Annotated in this window: 13 protein-coding genes, 2 tRNA genes, 1 pseudogene and 1 riboswitch; of the genes and pseudogenes, 6 read left to right on the top strand and 10 right to left on the bottom strand. The window is 71.4% G+C overall.

Annotated features, from left to right (window positions below):
• Positions 1-86 precede the first annotated feature (86 nt).
• On the bottom strand, positions 87-413 hold the full coding sequence (locus ACZ4UU_RS42250) for a hypothetical protein (protein WP_471908747.1): 327 nt from the start codon (positions 411-413) through the stop codon (positions 87-89).
• Between the two features lie 242 nt (positions 414-655).
• Here ACZ4UU_RS42250 and lhgO point away from each other — a divergent pair, with 242 nt between their 5' ends.
• From lhgO to ACZ4UU_RS42235, 3 genes are all read left to right on the top strand, one after another.
• On the top strand, positions 656-1,864 hold the full coding sequence (lhgO, locus tag ACZ4UU_RS42245) for an L-2-hydroxyglutarate oxidase (RefSeq protein WP_471908746.1): 1,209 nt from the start codon (positions 656-658) through the stop codon (positions 1,862-1,864).
• Between the two features lie 185 nt (positions 1,865-2,049).
• Entirely contained in the window at positions 2,050-2,880 is an 831-nt protein-coding gene (gene trmB / locus ACZ4UU_RS42240; RefSeq protein WP_471908745.1) for a tRNA (guanosine(46)-N7)-methyltransferase TrmB, read from the top strand.
• A gap of 80 nt (positions 2,881-2,960) precedes the next feature.
• Entirely contained in the window at positions 2,961-4,274 is a 1,314-nt protein-coding gene (locus ACZ4UU_RS42235; protein WP_471908744.1) for a PrsW family intramembrane metalloprotease, read from the top strand.
• A gap of 299 nt (positions 4,275-4,573) precedes the next feature.
• Here the strand turns inward: ACZ4UU_RS42235 and ACZ4UU_RS42230 are convergent, their stop codons facing one another.
• The 4 genes from ACZ4UU_RS42230 to ACZ4UU_RS42215 all read right to left on the bottom strand — a co-directional run bounded on the left by ACZ4UU_RS42230 (position 4,574) and on the right by ACZ4UU_RS42215 (position 8,603).
• Positions 4,574-5,599 carry a M23 family metallopeptidase gene (locus ACZ4UU_RS42230; RefSeq protein WP_471908743.1) on the bottom strand — a complete coding sequence of 342 codons (1,026 nt, stop codon included), beginning with the start codon at positions 5,597-5,599 and terminating at the stop codon, positions 4,574-4,576.
• A gap of 11 nt (positions 5,600-5,610) precedes the next feature.
• Positions 5,611-5,768, bottom strand: a riboswitch (cyclic di-AMP (ydaO/yuaA leader).
• Between the two features lie 283 nt (positions 5,769-6,051).
• Complete coding sequence (locus ACZ4UU_RS42225; RefSeq protein WP_471908742.1) at positions 6,052-7,137, bottom strand: PP2C family protein-serine/threonine phosphatase; 1,086 nt, start codon at positions 7,135-7,137, stop codon at positions 6,052-6,054.
• Positions 7,138-7,296: 159 nt separating this feature from the next.
• Positions 7,297-7,370, bottom strand: a tRNA-Met gene (locus ACZ4UU_RS42220).
• Positions 7,371-7,469: 99 nt separating this feature from the next.
• Entirely contained in the window at positions 7,470-8,603 is a 1,134-nt protein-coding gene (locus ACZ4UU_RS42215; protein ID WP_471908741.1) for a dihydrofolate reductase family protein, read from the bottom strand.
• A gap of 79 nt (positions 8,604-8,682) precedes the next feature.
• Between ACZ4UU_RS42215 and ACZ4UU_RS42210 the strand changes: the two genes are divergently transcribed.
• Together ACZ4UU_RS42210 and ACZ4UU_RS42205 are read left to right on the top strand one after the other, a co-directional pair.
• Positions 8,683-9,198: a MarR family winged helix-turn-helix transcriptional regulator gene (locus tag ACZ4UU_RS42210; RefSeq protein ID WP_471908740.1), complete on the top strand. Its 516-nt coding sequence runs from the start codon at positions 8,683-8,685 to the stop codon at positions 9,196-9,198.
• Between the two features lie 146 nt (positions 9,199-9,344).
• Complete coding sequence (locus tag ACZ4UU_RS42205) at positions 9,345-9,989, top strand: GTP cyclohydrolase II (protein ID WP_471908739.1); 645 nt, start codon at positions 9,345-9,347, stop codon at positions 9,987-9,989.
• A 113-nt stretch (positions 9,990-10,102) separates the two neighbouring features.
• Here the strand turns inward: ACZ4UU_RS42205 and ACZ4UU_RS42200 are convergent, their stop codons facing one another.
• Together ACZ4UU_RS42200 and ACZ4UU_RS42195 are read right to left on the bottom strand one after the other, a co-directional pair.
• Entirely contained in the window at positions 10,103-13,387 is a 3,285-nt protein-coding gene (locus tag ACZ4UU_RS42200) for a S8 family serine peptidase (protein WP_471908738.1), read from the bottom strand.
• 361 nt (positions 13,388-13,748) lie between these two features.
• Positions 13,749-14,114: a winged helix-turn-helix transcriptional regulator gene (locus ACZ4UU_RS42195; RefSeq protein WP_471908737.1), complete on the bottom strand. Its 366-nt coding sequence runs from the start codon at positions 14,112-14,114 to the stop codon at positions 13,749-13,751.
• Between the two features lie 63 nt (positions 14,115-14,177).
• On the opposite strand from ACZ4UU_RS42195, the gene ACZ4UU_RS42190 reads away from it, so the two are divergent.
• On the top strand, positions 14,178-14,840 hold the full coding sequence (locus tag ACZ4UU_RS42190; RefSeq protein ID WP_471908736.1) for an NADPH-dependent F420 reductase: 663 nt from the start codon (positions 14,178-14,180) through the stop codon (positions 14,838-14,840).
• A gap of 57 nt (positions 14,841-14,897) precedes the next feature.
• Here ACZ4UU_RS42190 and ACZ4UU_RS42185 read toward each other — a convergent pair.
• The 3 genes and pseudogenes from ACZ4UU_RS42185 to ACZ4UU_RS42175 all read right to left on the bottom strand — a co-directional run.
• A tRNA-Lys gene (locus ACZ4UU_RS42185) sits at positions 14,898-14,970 on the bottom strand.
• Between the two features lie 229 nt (positions 14,971-15,199).
• Positions 15,200-18,322: an FG-GAP repeat domain-containing protein gene (locus ACZ4UU_RS42180; protein WP_471908735.1), complete on the bottom strand. Its 3,123-nt coding sequence runs from the start codon at positions 18,320-18,322 to the stop codon at positions 15,200-15,202.
• A gap of 216 nt (positions 18,323-18,538) precedes the next feature.
• Positions 18,539-18,927, bottom strand: a pseudogene (locus ACZ4UU_RS42175) (DEAD/DEAH box helicase); the annotation flags it as partial.

Genomic DNA, 18,927 nt, shown 5'->3' with positions numbered 1-18,927 from the left:
GATCCATGGGACCGGCGGCTCGGCGAGGCCGAGCCGCCGGTCGTGGCAGCCCTGCGGCGTCACGGGATCACGAGCGTCGTTACACGTCACGACGCGCTGTTCGTGCGCCCGAAGCAGCGCTCCAGCTCGTCGAGGTCGTAGAAGGCGCTGTTCTTCGCGATCGGGTGGCAGCCGGCCTTGAAGGCGGTCTCCATCTCGTTGTAGAGCATCCGCACCAGGTAGGTGTCGGCCTTGCCGCCTTTGCCGTCCTTGCCGGCCCTGCGGAAGACATCCCACTGAACACTCGGCCGCTCCATGCCCCAGCCCTTGCCACCGGGGCTCTCGTCGCTCATGGCGGGCGCGATGGCGTACAGGTTGTAGACGACCGTCGCGGCGGCCACGCGGTCGGACAGCCCCGGCAGCCGCTGCTCCATCCATACGGCCGCGTCGGGGATCTCGCGCCCGCCGCGCCCGCTGAGGACGTACTCCGTGCAGACGGGGGTGAAGCCGGCCGGGGGACGCTGGTAGACACGGGGGTTCTGGCCGGGGGCGTAGGTCGCCTTCGTGCCGTAGCTGTCGCGGGTGGCGGCGTTCGTGGCTGCGCCGGCGGTGGTCCCTTGGGTTTGAGTGCGTTGTCAGTGGCGCAAGGCATTATCGAAACCGGGAGGTGGGGCAGGTGCGGACGCTCGCTTACGACTGTGACGTGCTCGTCATCGGCGGTGGGATCGTCGGGCTGTCCACGGCGTATGCGATCACGCGTGCCGCGCCGGGGACGCGGGTGACCGTCCTGGAGAAGGAGCCGGGCCCGGCCCGGCACCAGACGGGACGCAACAGCGGGGTCATCCACAGCGGGATCTACTACCGGCCGGGGTCTCTGAAGGCGCGGTACGCGGTGCGGGGCGCCGCCGAGATGGTCAAGTTCTGCGCCGAGTACGGCATCGCGCACGCCGTCACCGGCAAGCTGATCGTCGCGACCGAGCGGGCCGAGCTGCCACGGCTGCACGCCCTGGTGCAGCGCGGCCGGGAGAACGGCATTCCGGTCCGGGAGCTGGGCGCCTCGCAGATCGCGGAGTACGAGCCGGAGGTGCGCGGGCTCGCCGCCATACACGTCGGGACGACAGGCGTGTGCGACTTCGTCGGGGTCGCGCGGCAGCTGGCCGAGGCGTCCGGGGCGGAGATCCGGTACGGCGCGCAGGTCGAGCGGGTGGACCGACGGGCGGAGCTGGGAGTCGCGGTACGGACCACGCGCGGGGACGTCGTCCGGGGGCGGGTGCTGGTGAACTGTGCCGGGCTGTACTGCGACGAGGTGGCCCGGCTGACGGGGGACGAGCCTCAGGTGCGGATCGTGCCGTTCCGGGGGGAGTACTACTCGCTGGCGCGGCCCGAGCTGGTGCGGGGGCTGGTGTATCCGGTGCCTGATCCGGCGTTTCCGTTCCTCGGGGTGCATCTCACGCGCGGGATCGACGGGGATGTGCACATCGGGCCCAACGCAGTGCCGGCGCTGGCCCGGGAGGGGTACGGGTGGGGGGTCGTACGGCCTCGGGAGGTCGGGGCGACGGTGGCGTGGCCCGGGGTGTGGCGGATGGCGCGGCGGCACTGGCGGTACGGGGCGGGGGAGTTGCGGCGGTCGGTGTCGCGGGGGGCGTTCACGGAGGCGGTGCGGAGGTTGCTGCCTGCGGTGACCTCGGATGATCTGGTGCCGGCTGCGGCGGGGGTGCGGGCGCAGGCCGTGTTGCGGGACGGGGGGCTCGTGGATGACTTTCTGATACGGGAGGGGGTGCGGGCCGTGCATGTGCTGAATGCGCCGAGTCCTGCGGCTACCGCTTCGCTGCCGATCGGGCGGGAGGTGGCTCGGCGGGCGTTGGGGGTGTTGGGGGCTGCTTGAGTGGGTTGCGGTGGGGGGTGGGTGCGGGCCTCGGTTTTCGCCCCCGCCGCCCCTACCCGTCCCATCCCTGGGGGCTGCGCAGACCCCGGCCATCGGCCCTGCGGGCCTCGTCCTCAAACGCCGCACGGGCTGGGAGGGCCTGGCGGGCCGGAAGGAGTCGCGGGCGCCGTAAAATCGGTTCCACTGTGTCTGACTCCCTCAATGCCTCCGAAGCCCCCCAGCCCGAGCATGCCGGGGATGCCGGCCATCACCCCGGTGTCTCCGTTCGGCACACCCGGGCCAAGGGGGAGCCGCGGTTTCCCGATGGGCCCAAGGCCGATCCGGCCGGGTCGCACTTCGAGCGGCGGATCCGGAGTTTTCAGCCGCGGCGGAGTCGGGTGACCGCGGGGCAGGCGGACGCGTTGCAGCGGCTGTGGCCGAAGTGGGGGCTCGACATCGACGGGCAGCGGGTCGTCGACCTCGCCGAGCTGTTCGGGAACGACAACCCCGTGGTGCTGGAGATCGGCTTCGGGATGGGGGAAGCGACCGCTCAGATGGCCGCCGGGGACCCGGGGATCAACATCCTCGCCGTCGACGTGCACACCCCGGGGCAGGGCAATCTGCTCAATCTCGCCGACCAGAACGGGCTGCCCAACGTCCGGGTCGGCAACGGCGACGCCATCATCCTGCTCCGCGAGATGCTCGCGCCGGATTCGCTCGACGGGCTGCGCGTCTACTTCCCGGACCCCTGGCCCAAGAAGCGGCACCACAAGCGGAGGCTCATCCAGCCCGAGTTCCTCAGCCTCGCCGCGACCCGGCTGAAGCCCGGTGCCGTCGTGCACTGCGCCACCGACTGGGAGCCGTACGCCGAACAGATGCTCGAAGTGCTGACCGCGCACCCCGACTTCGAGAACACCCAGGAGGACGGCGGTTTCGCGCCCCGTCCGCGGTTCCGGCCGCTGACCCGTTTCGAGGGGCAGGGACTGGACAAGGGTCATGTGGTGAACGACCTGCTCTTCCGCCGCGTACAGCGGTAGCAACAGCAAGCAACCCCCACCGGCGCCCGAGCCCCTCGCGCTGCTGCGGGCGGCGCCCTTGCCTCGTTAGGGTCGATGCCGTGGCCACCTGCCCCCCGTACCCGACGCACCCCACCGGACCCACCGGCGGCGCACCACGGCACGCGCACTGGTGGCACAGGCGGTGGGTGCGTTACGGCGCGCTCAGCACACTGCTCGCGCTCTCCGGGCTGGTCATCCTCGCCCTGGTGCGGGAGCAGACCGGCACCGAAGGGTTCCTGGTCGGGCTCGGGCTGGCCGTACTGCCCGTGCCGCTGCTCGTCGCCTCGTTCCGCTGGCTGGACCGGGTCGAGCCGGGGCCCTGGCGCAATCTGCTGTTCTCCTTCGCCTGGGGTGCCTGCGCGGCGGCGCTGATAGCGATCGTCGCCAACAGCTTCGCCACGAGATGGATAGCCACCGCGACCGCCGATCCGTCGCACGCGGACACCCTGGGCGCCACCGTCATAGCGCCCGTCGTGGAGGAGATGGCGAAGGCCGCGGCCGTACTGCTCGTGTTCCTCTTCCGGCGGCGGGACTTCACCGGGATCGTCGACGGGGTGGTGATAGCCGGGGTCACCGCCACCGGGTTCGCCTTCACCGAGAACATCCTCTACCTCGGTACCGCCTTCGGCACCGACCAGCTCTCCGGCGACAGCGGCATCGCCTCCGTGACCGCGGCGACCTTCTTCGTCCGCGTCATCATGTCGCCCTTCGCGCACCCGCTGTTCACCGTCCTGACCGGCATCGGCTTCGGCATCGCCGCGCTGTCGGGCGAGCGGCAGCATGTGCGGCGCGTTCTCCTCCCCCTCACCGGTCTGTTGCTGGCCATGGGCATGCACGCCCTGTGGAACGGCTCGTCGACCTTCGGCGAGTTCGGGTTCTTCGCGGTGTACGCGGCCTTCATGGTGCCCGCGTTCGGGTTGCTGACGTGGCTGGTGATCTGGACGCGGCAGCGGGAGCTGCGGACCGTGCGGGAGGAGTTGCCCGCGTACGTCGTCGCCGGGTGGCTGGCGCCGGGGGAGCCGTTCGCGCTCGGTTCGATGCGGGCTCGGCGGGTGGCTCGGCGGTATGCGCGGCGGCTCGGGGGGCGGGGGGCCGCGCGGGCTGTGGCGGAGTACGAGGGGTATGCGACGTCGTTGGCGTTTCTGCGGCGCCGAGGGCGACGGGGACGGGGCGGGGGTGACTTCGTGATGCGTGAGCGGGAGTTGTTGCAGGAGTTGTGGCTGCGGCGCGGGGTTGCTCGGGCGGCGTTGGAGCGGGCCGCGCTGGAGGGGATGGCTGTGCAGGTGTGGGCTGCGTATGGCTATGCGGGGGTGGGGTACCGGCAGGGGTACGGGGTGGAGCCGTACCCCGTCTACAACCCGTATCGGACGTGAAAAGCCGCCACGCCCCTCAGACCGGCGCTTGCGCAAGGGCTACCAGCGAACGGAGCGCCCGGTGCTCCGGGAACCGGCAGCCCTGACGTCGGGGGGTTGTCGCCAGGACCGCCGGAGATCAGCACCGCCGGAGATCAGCACCGCCGGGAGCAGAAACGGCCGGGTTCAGGAATCGCCGGGTACAGGGCTCGCCGGGTTCAGGAGGGCGTGCCTCGCCCGGACACCTCGCCCGGACACCTCGCCCGGACACCTCGCCCCGATGCCTCGCGGATGCCCCGCCAAGAGGTCCCTCGGATACCTCAGGGAGTGAGTCCCTTGCCGCGCAGCCACGCCATCGGGTCGATGCCGTTCGCGCTGCCGTCGGGGTGGACCTCGAGGTGCAGGTGGGCGCCGGTCACGTTGCCCGTGGCGCCCACGCGGCCGATGACGTCGCCCGTGTTGACCTTCTGGCCCACGCTCACGCTGATCGAGGACTGGTGGGCGAACCAGATCTCGGTGCCGTCGTCGAGGGTGAGCTCCGTCTTGTAGCCGTACGACCCGTCCCAGCCGGCGAACGTGATCGTGCCGCTGTGCACGGCCTTGATCAGCGTGCCGGTGGGAGCGGCGAAGTCGAGGCCCGTGTGGTAGCCGGAGGACCAGTAGGCGCCGGCCTGACCGAAGGTCGAGGTGATGGTGTACGAGGAGGTCGGCAGCGTGTACTGCTTGGCCAGCTCGGCGAGGCGCTCGGCCTCGGCCTTCTTGCGGGCCTCCTCCTCGGCCTTGGCCTTGGCGGCGGCGGCCTTGGCCTCGGCCTCCTTCTCCGCCTTGGCGGCCGCGGCGGCGGCCTCCTTCTCGGCGGCGGCGACGGCGGCCGCGGCGGCCTTGCTCTCGATCTGGTCCTGCTGCTGCTCGGCCTGCGCCATGATCCGGCTGCGCAGTGCCTCGCCGGCGTCGGTGGCGTCCTGCGTGGTCTCCTCGGTCGCCGCGCCCATGGTGCTGAGGGCGGTGCCGGTGTCCTCGGCGGCTGCGGCGTCGTCGTCGGAGATCAGGGGCAGGTCAGGGATGGTGATGGCGACCGGCGGCTTGCCGCTGTTGGCGCTGGCCATGCCGCCCGCGCCGACGGCGGCTATGACACCGACGCCGAGCACCGTGGAGCTGCGCGCGAGTCCCCCGCCGCGCTGCTTGGAGACGCGATGCCTGCCGCGTACCGGACGAATGGACTCCGCGGTGGGGTTCCACTCCTCGAACGGGCCCTCGTCGGTGCGATGGCGGTCGTAGCCGAAGGTCTCGGTGGTGCGCTGGCTCGGCACGAACGGGGCTTGCGGGGCAGGGCGGTTGGACGCCACGTGGGCGTGCTCCTTTCCTTCCTTCTCGCCTACCGGGTTAGCTGACGGGTTCGGAGCAGGAAGGTCTCCTACGCGCGTATACCGGCCGTGACTTCCCGGCGGTATCCGTGCGATTCACCCCAAGGTGGTGGTTCCCCGGTTCCCTTGCGGGATTCGGCGCGTGCGCACGGAGCCGCCTCTTGTGACGGCTGGGACGACCGCGCTGCGTTATCGAACGTTAATAGACGCGGGGTACGGATTCCAAGCTGTTCCGCTTGATCATTAACGATTTTCGCCTGGACTTACGGGTCATGAGCGGCCTAATTCGGGCGAGTTGGCCAGCGCTCAGGAGTCACACAGGTATTGACGGTATGTCAGTTGTTATGCGGAGGGGGGTCACTCGATCACGGTTGGTGACAACGATCACGGATCGGCTCCACAAGATCTCCATCAGGGGCCGGGAGCGGCATGCCTCAGGGACGGCGTACGGCGATGAGGGCCATGTCGTCCGCCATCCCGCCCCCGGAGTGCCGGCGCACCTCCGCGGCGAGCGTGCCGAGCAGTGCGGTCGGCTCGCGCCGGGCGTTGGCCCGCCCCGCGAGTCCCGTCTCGGGGTCGTAGAACCGGTCTCTCTCGTCCCGCGCCTCGGACAGGCCGTCGGTGTACATGAGCAGCGTCGCTCCGCTCGGGAAGTCGGCCTCCTGGGCCCGGTCCGGCCAGGCCCCCAGCTCCCGCATGCCGAGCGGCAGGGCGGGCTCGGGGGCGGGCAGCGCGCACACGGTGCCGTCGGCGTGCAGCAGCAGCGGCGGGGGGTGCCCGCGGTTGACCAGCCGTACGATCCCGTCGCCGTGCGGGAGTTCGGCGAGGACGGCGGTGGTGAACCCCTCGGCGGACTCCACCCCCTCGGGCCGCGTGCGCTCCCGCGCCAGCGCCCGCTCCAGGCGCTGCGCCACCGCCTCCAGCGTGGTCTCCTGCTCGGCGGCCTCCCGGAAGGCCCCGATGACCACGGCGACGATCCCGACCGCCCCCATCCCCTTGCCGCGCACGTCCCCCACGACGAGCCGCACACCGTGCGGGCTGTCCTGCACCGCGTACAGGTCACCGCCGATGAAGGCGCCCTCCTGCGCCGCCTCGTACCGTGCCGCGATCTGGAACCCGCCGATCCGCTCGGCGGGTTCGGGCAGTACGGCGCGCTGGGCGGCCTCGGCGATGGCGCGGGCGGAGGCGAGGCGGGCGTCGCTGCGGCGGACGAGGAGGTTGATGAGGACGGCGAGGACGGAGACGGTGACCACGGTGACCAGCTCGGTGATCACCCCGGTCCGGGAGAGGCCGCCCAGACCGGCGTGGAGCACGAGCAGCGCGGCGAGCGCGGCGACGCCGGTGAGCACCGTGCCACGCTGCGAGTACAGCGGGGCGGCGACCAGGGGCGCGGCGGTGAAGAAGGGGGCCCCGGTGAAATCCGTGGGCGTGACGTAGTCGTACCCGCATCCGGCGGCGATCAGCAGGGCGGGCAGCAGCCGGACGAACCGGCGTGCGTACGAGATCCGCCGTTCCTCCACCTCACCAGGGTTGCCGACGGCGGGGCGGGGAGCGAGTGGTGGGAGCCGACCGGACCAGCGGGGACCGGACCAGCGGGGCGGCCGGGCAGAGAGTCTCGCTGGAAAGCCGTGGAAAACACTCAGGGCCGGAACTTTTCAGTTCCGGCCCTGAGTCTTCAGTAGCGGGGACAGGATTTGAACCTGCGACCTCTGGGTTATGAGCCCAGCGAGCTACCGAGCTGCTCCACCCCGCGGCGATGACTCAATAGTACGCCATCCGCGGGACGGAAAGCACACGCGTTTCCCGGGGCCGCCGCGAGCGGCGCTTTTCGGGGCGTGTTCAGGGCCCGGTGTCACGGCAGAAGATGGCTGTTCGGGGCCTTGGCCCGGTCCTCGTACTCGGGCAGGACCACCACGTCCACCCCTTCCCCGGCCAGCAGCCCGCTCCCGTCGGCGCCCGCCACGAACGTGTCCGGCTCCCGCCAGGCCGTCACCACCCGGCGTGCCCCCGCGCCGAGGATCAGGCGCGCGCACGGCACCGGACGGGACGCGCGGCGCGTGCACGGCTCCAGGCTCGAGTAGACCGTGGCGGACGTCACACGGGGGTCTCCGGGCGCGATCTTCGCCAGCGCCGCCTCCTCCGCGTGCACCACGGGATCGCCGCCCTCTCGGGAGTGGCCCCGCGCCAGCTCGGTCCCGTCGGCCGCCACCACGACCGCCCCGACGCTGAAGGCCGTCCCCGACGGCGGGCACTCGGCCGCCAGCTCGCACGCCAGCGCCAGCCATTTCCGGTCCGCGGCGGAGGGCAGCACGCCGGCGCCGGGCGCGGTGGGCTCGTAGCGCATCAGTACGACGTCCTCGATCCGCCGCGTCTCCAGCAGGCGCAGCCGTCCGCCCTGGTACTCGCCCGGACCGAACAGCCGCGGCGCCTTCGGATCCCCCACGAACAGCGGCGCCAGCACCAGCTGCACCTCGTCGGCGAGGCCCTGCTGGAGCAGCTGCGTGTGGATCGTGCCGCCGCCCTCCACCATCAGCCGCTCGACCCCGCGCTCCTCGCGCAGATGGCGCAGCAGGCCCCGCCAGTCCAGATCGGCGCCCAGCGCGACCACGTCCGCGGCGACCGGCTCCCGGCGCAGCCGCTCCGCGCCCTTCTCCGTCGTATAGACGATCTTCTCGCCGCCGGTGTGCCAGAAGTTCGCCGTCGGATCCAGCTCGCCGGACGCGCTGACCGTGACCTTCAGCGGGTACTCCGGCTTCCCGTCCGCCTTCCGCGCGGCCCGCCGTTCGGCCGAGTTCACCAGCAGCCGGGGGTTGTCGGCCCGGATCGTGCCGGCGCCGATCAGGATGGCGTCGACGGATGCCCGCACCTCGTCGACGCGGTCGAAGTCGGCCGGGCTGGAGAGCAGCAGGCGGTCGGGGCCGGTGTCGTCGAGGTAGCCGTCCAGGGAGACCGCGGCGGACAGCAGGACATAGGGGTACGACGGCATCGGCGCGCTCTCCGGGTCAGGGGTCTCGGTCGGAAGCCTGGGTCTTGGTTCAAGTTTGAAACAAACCTACACTGGTCACATGACGACTCGCTGGCTCTCCCCCGAGGAGCAGCGCGCCTGGCGCGCCTACATCGCCTCCGCCGCCCTCGTGGAGGACGCGCTGGACCGGCAGCTCCAGCAGGAAGCCGGCATGCCCCATCTGTATTACTCCATCCTCGCCACTCTGTCCGAGGCTCCGGAGCGGCGGCTGCGCATGACCGACCTCGCGGAGGGACTGAAGATCACCCGCAGCCGGCTGACGTACGCCGTGACACGGCTGGAGAAGGACGGGCTGGTGGGGCGCGAGGACTGCCGCTGGGACAAGCGCGGCAGCATCGCGACGATCACCGAGGAAGGGATGCGCGTCCTGGAGCGCACGGCGCCGGGTCACGTGGAGACCGTACGGGCGCTGCTCTTCGACCGGCTGACCCCGGAGCAGGTCGGGCAACTGGAGGAGATCTTCACGGCGGTCGCGGAGGGGTTCCAGGGGGAGGACCCGCACCCGACCGCGGAGGACGTGCCCTGGCGGCGGCGCTCGGGCAAGTCCTGTTCGTGAAGCGGGAGTCGTGAGGCACCGGTCCGGTCTGTGACCCGCGCGACAAACTTGTTGCTTCAAATTTAAAGCATGGGGTAGGGTCCTGGACCGAGGAGCTGCTTCAAATCTGAAGCAGCGAGCCCACGTACGGAACCCGGAGAACCCGCATGCCCGACTTCACCGCCGCCGCCACCCAGCGCGCCCGCGTCCGGGTCCCGCTGCGCTTCCAGGACGGCTACCGCGTCGACGCCGAACTGGTCACCTTCCACGGCCTGACCGACGGCCTGGAGCACGTGGCCGTCGTCCTCGGCGACCCGGCCCCCGGCACCACCCCGCTGGTCCGCCTGCACTCCGAGTGCCTCACCGGCGACGTCTTCGGCTCGGCCCGCTGCGACTGCGGCCCCCAGCTGCGCGAGGCCGTCGAGCGCATCGCCGAGCGCGGCGGCGTGCTGCTGTACCTGCGCCAGGAGGGCCGCGGCATCGGGCTCTACAACAAGCTGGACGCCTACGCCCTCCAGGACCAGGGCCTCGACACCTACGCCGCGAACGCCGCCCTCGGCCTGCCCGAGGACGCCCGCGACTACACGGCGGCCGCCCAGATGCTCGCCGCCCTCGGCATCGGCGAACTCGACCTGCTCTCCAACAACCCGGACAAGGCCGACCAGTTGCGCGCCCTCGGCATCCAGGTCCAAGACCGCGTCCCGACCGGCGTCTTCGCCACCCCGGACAACGTCCGCTACCTGCGCGCGAAGGTCCTCCAGACCCAGCACACGCTGCCGCTCGGAGAGCTCGCGGGGCTCAACGTCGGCTGACGGTACGGCGGTTGAGGGCAGGACCGTTGACGGCAGGACCGTTGACGTTGACGGCAAGACAGAGGGGCGGGCGTCCGGATCGGACACCCGCCCCTCGGCCGTATGTCATACGGCTACGGCGCGACCTTCTCGATCGTCACCCCGCCCACACCCGCGGTCGTCCCGCGCTTGTTCACCAGCAGCACCTCACCGAAGAGCTGCCGGCCCTCGGGCACCGCCCGCGCGACGGTGACATCGGCCGCCGCCTTCGCGGAGTCGCCCGTGCCGAGCTTCACCGGCGCCGACTCGTCGACCTTGACCGAGCCGAGCGCGGAGGAGAAGAACACGTCCCGGTAGTCGTACGCGGTCGAGCCGGACGGCACCTCGAAGCCGACCACCTCGACGGTGTAGGTTCCGGCGGCCGGATCGGCGATGGAGACGGACTCGTCGGAGTCGCCGTCCGCGGACTGGCCGACGAGCGTGCCCTCGGCGTCGTACACGTTCAGGTCGAGGTCGGAGCCCAGGTCGGAGACACCGCCGATGGCGACGTCCAGCGACGTGGTGCCCTCGGGGACCTCGACCGTGCTGGTCTGCGTCGCGCCGTCGGCGATGGTCGGCCGCGTGGTCTTCGACGAGCCCAGCGCGCCACCCTTGAGGTTGCCCTCGACGGCCGCCAGCTTGTTGGTCACCGTCCAGGAGGCGGCGACCGGCGCGCCGACCTTGGCCTCCGGCACGATCACGGACTCCGGGTCGAAGGCCGCGCCGAACACGGTGGCGTTCAGCTTGTACGGGTTGTCCAGCAGCGTCGACGTACGGCGCGCGTCGACCTCGATCTCCCAGACGCCGGGCAGCGGGTCCACGTAGGAGGCGATGTCGGTCGTGTTCGGGTCGTTGTCGTCGACCTGGGTGCCGTACGGGCTGATGGCGCTGAACTGCGTCCGGCTGCCGTCCTTCAGGCCGCCGAGCGTGACCTGCAGCGACTTCGCGCCCTCGGGGACGGTCACGAAGTACGACCTGAAGTTGTTGCGCTCCACCGAGCCCGACGCGGTGAACGTGTGCCGGACCGGCGTGGAGACCACGACGGTGTTCAGGATCTGCTTGTCGACGCCCGGTGTCCTCGGGTCGTCGGCCTGAAGGATCACGCTCTTGATGCCCGCGTGCTTCGGGGCGGCCTGCACCTTGACGGTCACCGCCTTGTTCAGCGGCAGGTCGACGACCTTCGGGCCGGCGATCGAGAAGGTGCGGGCCTTGTTGTTGGCCAGGCGCAGGGTGTGCGCGAGCGAGCCGGCGGGGCCGGACGTACGGGTGATGGTGACGTCGTACGACTTCTTCTGCCCGGCCTTGAGGCCGCCCTCGCGGTCGTAGACGCCAGTGCCGAAGCCCGGCGTCTTCAGGGCCTGGTCGAGCGCGGTGTCGACCGGGGCCTTGACGGCGTAGTCGTGGGCGGTGGCGCCCGCCCTGACCGCCTTCCAGGCGTCGACGACGTCGATACGGCCGGCACCCTCCTCGTACGCCTGGAGTCCCTCGATGTGGTGGGCGGTCGAGGTGAGAGCCGTGCGCAGCTTCTCGGGCGTCAGCTTGATGCCCTTCTGCTTGGCGGCGCTCAGCAGCAGCGCGCTCGCGCCCGCGGCCTGCGGGGACGCCATCGAGGTGCCGTTGTACATGGCGTAGCCGGCGGGCAGCTTCCAGCCCGCCTCGGCGATCGGCGAGCCGGGCATCCAGGCCGGGATCGTGCTGACCGCGGAGCCGGGGGCGACGACGGTCGGGGTGAAGCCGCCGTCCTCACGCGGACCGCGCGAGGAGAAGTTGAACAGCTGGTACTTGTTGCGCACGCCGCTGCCGTAGTTCGCGGCGTAGGTCTCCTTGGAGACACCGGCGCCGACCGAGATGACCTTGTCGGCGAGGCCGGGGTCACCGATGGTGTTGGCGCCGGGGCCGGAGTTGCCCGCCGAGATGACGAGCTGGACGCCGTAGGTGTCGATGAGGCGCGTGTAGAGCTGGGCGCCGGCGCTGGTGCCGTCGTTCAGCGGGGGCAGGCCGCCGATGGACATGTTGACGACGTCGACGCCACGGTTGACGACGAGGTCGATCATGCCCTCGGTGAGCGCGACGCTGGAGCAGCCGGGGCCGAAGATGCAGGCTCGGGAGGAGACGATCTTCGCGCCGGGAGCGGCGCCGTTCATGTTCCCGCCGCCGAACATGCCGTTGGCGGCGGTGATGCCGGCCACGTGGGTGCCGTGCGAGCCGGCGGTGAGGCCGATGTTGACGAAGTCGGCCTTCTTGCCGACCCAGTCGCCGCCCAGCGGGTCCATCGGGACGTCCTTGCGGACCTCGACGACGAAGTCCTGTGTCTCGGGGATGTCGGTGGCCGGGTTGTCGGTGCCGAAGTGGCCGACCTGGTGGCCGTCCTTGTACGGCTTCATCGGGGTGTCGTCGGTGAAGTCGCCGTTGTCGTCGACGTCGACGGTCACGGTGCCGGCGGCCGGGTCGTACAGCACGCCCCAGTCGTCGGTCTTGTCCCCGTCCCGGTTGACGTCACCGTCGGCGTCGCCGTCCGTGACCTTGCCCTGGTTGGTGACGGCCTCACGGAAGGTGCTGATCAGATATGACCCCGCGGTGGCCTTCCAGCTCTTGCCGCCGTAGGTGAAGGCCGGCCCGGAGACGGGGGTGGTCATCGCCCGCCAGGTGCCGTCGCCGTCGACGATCGGGTCGGTGGCGGTCACCCAGTCGACGATCTTGCGCTCGCCGGTCGTGGTCTTCTGCAGCGCGGGGCTGCCGAGGTCGACACCGGTGTCGAGGACGCCGATGGTCACTCCGCGCCCGTCCGCCTTCGGGTTCTTCTTCACGAAGTCGACGGCGCCGGTCTCGAAGGACGGGTTGTACGGGTTCTTGGCGGCGGTGTCCTTGCCGGGCCCGGGGTAAGTGGCCACGGAGGCGCTCGACTTGGCACCGGCGTCGAGGCCCGGCTCCTCCAGGGGTATCTCGTCCCGCAGGTCGATGGCCTGCACGGAGGAGAGTTTCGCGGCGGCCGCGAGGGCCGAGTCGGCCTTGCCGGTCGGCACGGTGGCCCGTACGTATCCGAGCTTGTCGTACGTACGACCGACCGAGCCGCCCTTGATCCCGTCCAGCTCCGCGGCGACCTTCTCGGTCTGCCCGGGCGCCGTGGCGATCATCATCGTGACGGTCTTGTCGCGCTGTGCCTTGGCCTCCGCGAGGAGGTCGGCGTCGTCCGCACCGAGCTTGTCGTGAGCGGACTTCACGCCGGGGTCGGCCGCGGCGGCGGGGGCGCCGTCCGCGGCGAGGGCGAGGGGTATGGGTCCGGCCGCGGAGAGCGCGGCGACGAGCCCGGCGGCCACGGCGACCCGCGCGACGCGTCGCGCGCCGCCCGGTATCGGGGCCGGGTGGGGGGTGGGGGGCATGGTGATCCCTGGTGCTGAAGGAATGAAGGTCGGCGGCCGGATCGAGCACCTTCGACCGCCGCGGTCCGGAATGTGATCCCGGATGATCGCCTAGCTTTCCTCAAGAGGTCGATTTCTGTTGATAGTTCGAAGCCGGAAGATCGGGGAGTGACGCAAACTCGCCATGCGTCAGGAGGGACTTACCGGGCCAGGCTGTGACATTCCTGTGAGGAGCAAGCGCTTGGCACGCCGCCCGCCGTCCCCGGGCGGAGACGGCGCGGCGAGCTTCCCTCCACGCCGCGAGACCGCTGATCGCCCCCGGACGCACCGAGCACGGCTCTGGTCCGGGACCCCAACACCGCGTCATGGAACGTGCGTTCACTCAACCGCACTGGTCGGCGGTGCACTCCGCTTCCTGGGCGGCCATGACCTCATCGCCGTACTCGAAGGCCCAGGCGCCGACGGCGTCGATGGGCGCCAACAAGGTCCGTCCCAGCGCGGTGAGCCGGTACTCGACGCGTGAGGGTGCGCCGGGGTGCGTCCTTCGGTCGACCAGTCCGTTGAACTGCAGGCGCCGCAGGGTCTCGGTGAGGACCTTGGAGCTGATCCCGCCGATCCGCTCCCGTAGTTCGACCGGGCGCCGGGGGCCGTCGCGCAGGGCCCAGAGCACCACGGCGTTCCAGGTGTTGGAGAGCAGGTCGAAGGCGAGTCGGGCGCGGCAGTCGGCGAGGAACGCGTCGGTCGTCACGTACCAAATGGTGCCCGACCGGCCTCCTAGCGTCGGTGCGAACGCACAGAGAGGGAACGCGCCATGAGAATCGGTGTACTGGGAACGGGCAACATGGCCGACGCACTCGCCACCCACTGGGTGCGGGCCGGGCACGAGGTGACCATCGGAGGTCGGGACGTACGCAAGGCGGAGCGGCTGGCGACGCGTATGGGAGGCGGTGCGCAGCACGGCAGCCTGCGCGCGGCGGTCGACTCCGGCCAGGAGGTGGTCCTGGCCGCGCTGCCCTTCGGGGCGGGGGTGCCCGTGGCCCGGGGACTGCACACGGCCCTGACGGACAAGGTGCTGCTCGACTGCTCCAATCCGATCGGGCCGGGATTCCGGCTGCTGACCGCGGGAGGCCCCTCAGCCGCCCGGCGACTGGCCGCGGCGGCACCGGGAGCCCACGTGGTCAAGGCCTTCAACCTCTGCCACGAGGATGTGTGGCGCATGCAGCCGCCCGTCTTCGGCGGACGGCCACTGGCCGTACCGGTGTGCGGGGACGACGAGACGGCCCTCGCGCGGGTACGCGAGTTGGTACGGGACGTGGGCTGTGAGCCCCTGGCCGGCGGCGACCTGGACCGCGCAGCCCTCCTGGAGGCGACCGCCGCGCTGTTCATCTCCCTGTGGGTCGGGCACGGAGCGGACGCCCAGGCGATCGCCCCTCCGCTGGCGTATGCGGCCGGACCGGGGCCCGGGGAGTCGTAGGCCCTGGAAACGCCGTGAGCCCCAGTCCAGAAGGGGCTCTGAACTGGGGCTCCGCAGTAGGCCCTGTGGGACTCGAACCCACAACCAATGGATTAAAAGTCCACTGCTCTGCCAATTGAGCTAAGGGCCCAGGCGATGTTGCCTCCCCGAGCATAGCCGCACGTGGCCGAGACTCCGATCGGGTATCGGGGTCACGGCCGCGTCGGCGGGGGCGGGAGATGGCGGAATGAGCCCTGTCGGGGCCGTGCGCGCCGGAGCGCTACGGATCTACGGATCCACGGATCCGCCGGACCGGCCGCCCGACGACCGCCCGACCCGGCGGACCCCCTCCCGGAGACATGACGCGCATCACAGCACGGCTAGAAGACGCCCTTGTAGCCCTGCCACCCGCTCGCGATCTTCGCCCGGGCCCCGAACGATCCCTTCCCGTCACCGCTGTTGCGCCACACGTTGCCGCTGCCGTCCCGGGAGACGAGGTCCGCCCTGCCGTCCCCCGTGATGTCCCCGGCACCGACGATGACGTTGTAGCCCGTGCCCCAGCCCGAGAAGACCTTCACCCGGTCCTTCAGCAGCCCGTTGCCCAGGCCGTTGTAGCGCCACAGCGTCCTGGCCTTGTCGAGGGCCAGCAGATCCCCGTGCCCGTCGCCGTTCAGGTCCCCGGCACCCACGATCTTCGTGTAGCCGCTCCACGCCGAACGGATCTTCTTCCCCGCCGCCAGCGTCCCGTCGCTCTTCGCCGCGAACAGGTAGATGTCCCCGGTCGACGCCTTCCGCGCCAGAAGATCGGCCCGCTTGTCACCGGTCAGGTCGCCCGGCGAGGTGAGCACGTCGTAGGCGTTCCAGCCGGTGCCGAGCTTGGTGTACGACGTCGAAGGCGTCAGCGCCTGCCCGCACTTGGCCTTGTAGCCGCGCAGCGAGCCGTCGCTCATCCGCGCCAGCACGTCGTTGCACCGGTCGCCGTTGAGGTCCCCGAACGGCACCGCGACCGTCTTCGTCGACCAGCCGCTCCCCGAGACCTTCCCGGAGAACGTGCCCTTGCCCGTGCCCTGCTGGAAGGTGAGCGCGCCGGAGGAGTTGAGGGTGAGCAGGTCACCGACGCCGTCCGGCAGGCCCGCCGCACCGACGTGATCGCGGTGGACCGCGTCGCCCCGCACCAGCCGGACGGTACCGCGCACCTGGAGCGGGGCGCCGACGCCGTCGGCCGGGGGGACGGTCAGGGTCCAGTCGTAGGAGCCGTTCGGCACGAAGGCGTCCCCGGTCCTCGTGGGGTCGTCGCCGTGCCAGCCGACGGTCAGCTCGCCGCGCGCCGCCGTACCGTCCACTCCGTCGGTGTAGACCTTGCCGGTCGCGCGGTTGCGGACGGTCAGGTCCCAGCCGGAGGAGGGCTTGGACAGCAGCACCGTGGTGAGGGTGCCCGGCACGGTGTCGCTCGTGCGGGCCGTGACGGTCGCCGTGTTCCGCGCGGGATCAAGCAGTCGGAGCGGCTGCTGTGCGACCCCGGACGGGACGAGGTGCACCCGCTCCTGGCCGTCCACGTAGGCCGCGTTCGCGCCGGCCTCGTCGACCGTCCAGCGCACGTCCCGCTGCGAGACCCCGGTGTCGGGCAGATCGCCGATGACCCTGCTCGCGGCCGACCCGTCGGCGACCGTCGTCAGCGTCAGCTTCCCGGCCTGCCGGTCGTGCGTGACGACGAACCCGTCCCCGAGCCTGGCCTCACCCGCCGGCACGGCCACGGACCTCTTCGCCGTACGGTCGTAGACCCCGGCCGTGTCACCGCACGTCCAGTACAAGTACCGCCCGAGCGCCTGGAGTTCGGTCGGCGCACAGCCCGAGGCGAGCGTCGCCGTCTCGGTGGTCCTCTTCGTCGTCAGGTTGTACGCGGTGACCGTGCCGGGGGTCGCGCCCCCCGTCCACAGGGTGTCGCCGGAGAGGGCGGCGGGGCCCCGCGTCGCGTACGGCTCCGCCTGGTCATCGATCTTGTAGGCGTACGTGTTGCCGGGCGTCGCGTACAGGACGTACCGCCCCGACACGTCGAGGATGCGCCCGTCGACGGGCACGCTCCGCTCCCACAGGCCCGCTCCGGTGGGGCCGTTGACGCGCAGGAGGTCGGTCTCCGAGCCGTACTCCATCCAGGCGATCCGCCCGTCGGCCGTACCGAAGACCTGCGAGCAGGCCACATCGGTCATCGGGCAGGTGCCGATCACCCCGGTGGTGGTGGGCGTGAACGAGGAGCGCTCGCCGAACGTGGGGGCGCCGGTGGCGGCGACGGTCCGCAGATAGTCGTTGCGCTGTGTGCTGCCGCCGGTGTCGGTGACGACCAGCCGGCCCTGCTCCAGCGAGATGCCCTGGATCGGCGCCGGCGGCTTGGGCAGGGCCTTGACCTGCGTGACGACCGGCTTGCCGGACGCGTCTGCGTGGATGCGCTGGATACCCCAGTCGTCGGCGGCGGTACGGCCGATGGAGAGGGCGGCGCCGTCCGACACGGCGGTGACCTCACTGCGCGACGAGGTCAGCAGAGTCACCTCGGCACCGCCCGCGATCGGCTTGGCCGTGATCTGGACGCTGCCGGTGGGCTGGTGCACCAGCCAGTCGCCTACGACGGCCAGGTCGTCGACGTAGTTGGCGCTCGGGCTGCCCGCGAGACCCACCTCCACCGGGGCGGCCGCCAGGTCCGCGCGGGGCACCACCAGCACCTTGGTGTTCAGCTCCCTGCTGTAGACGGCGACATGGTCCGGCGAGAGCTTGACGTAGCCGTAGGCGAGGGAGGGCAGCGGCCGGGTCCAGTCCCGCACGCGGCCCGTGGCGCGGTCGACGGCGACCATACGGGCGGTGCCGTCCAGCGTCGCGTTGAAGATCAGGCCCTCGGCGTCGGCGCCGCGCGGCTGCCCCAGCGTCATGCCCGCGGGCGCCCCACCGACCTGCGTGTCGACGACGGTCCCGTCCTCGCGTACGTCCAGGAGGTGGACGACCCGCGTGACCGTGCCGTCGGCGTTCGTGACGTTGGCGGCGGTGACGACCGTGGTGCCGTAGATCGTGAGCACGGTGTGGCCCGTGGGCAGCTGGAAGGTACGGGTGGTGTCGTCCGCCGCGTTCCAGAAGTCGATCCGGCCGTCCGAAGCACGGTAGGCGAGCACATCGGTGCCGGTGCCCGACATGCTCGCGTAGCCGGTCGGTATCGGCGCCTCGAAGGCCCTGCCGTCGGCGTACCGCGTCCACAGCAGCCGGGAGCTGCCCTCCAGCCGGTGGAAGACGCCCTCGGCGCCGGCCCCGTTCGCACCGGTCGTGGTGTCGGAGGAATGGAGCGTCGCCGTCAGATTGGTGGTCCGCGGGGTCGACGGTACGACCGTGTCCTGAGACACCTCCGCCGCCGCCGACGCGACGGGCAGCAGCGGGCTCAGCCCACCCGCGAGCGCGGCGGACGCGGCCACGGCGACGGCCGCCCGTCTCGCTCTCGAACGACGTACGAAGACATGGCGGGCCAAGGCGATCCTCCCCGGAACACGGGAGAGGGAGCGGCGCACTGTTCTCAGATGCCCCCGGCCCCCCGGCCGTCACATCCCCCTCATAAGTCGGCTGATCTTACAACTCTTCCGCAGATGCCAGGAGAGCTTTCTTCCGACCGGCCCCGCGCACGAGAAAGCGCCGGGCCCCCACCTGGAGAGGTGGGGGCCCGGCGCTCAGTGCCTCACCGGCTGACGTCAGCCGTTGCGCTTCCAGCGCGGCTTGTCATCACGGCGCCCGAAGGAACCGGAGGTGCCGGAAGTGCCGGAGGTGCCGCCACGGTGGTCGTCACGACGGCCGTACGGACGCTCGTGCCCGCCGGAGCGGAAGCCGGGACGGTCGTCACGGCGGTCGCGGTTGAAGGGACGGTCACTGCCACGGTGCCCACCGCGCTCGTCCCGGCGCTCGAAGGACCGCCCGGCCGGACGGTCGTCCCGACGGAACCCGCCCCGGTCGTCACGGCGCTCGAAGGAGCGGCCGCCACGGTCACGGTCGAAGGAACGCCCACCACGGTCGTCCCGACGGTCGTCGCGACGGAAGCCGCCACGGTCGTTGTCCCGACGCTCGAACCCACGGTCGCCACGGT

This window comes from Streptomyces sp. NPDC028907, from assembly GCF_055564995.1.
Note: the sequence above shows the minus strand (reverse complement) of the source record. Positions and strands in the feature narration are given on the sequence as shown.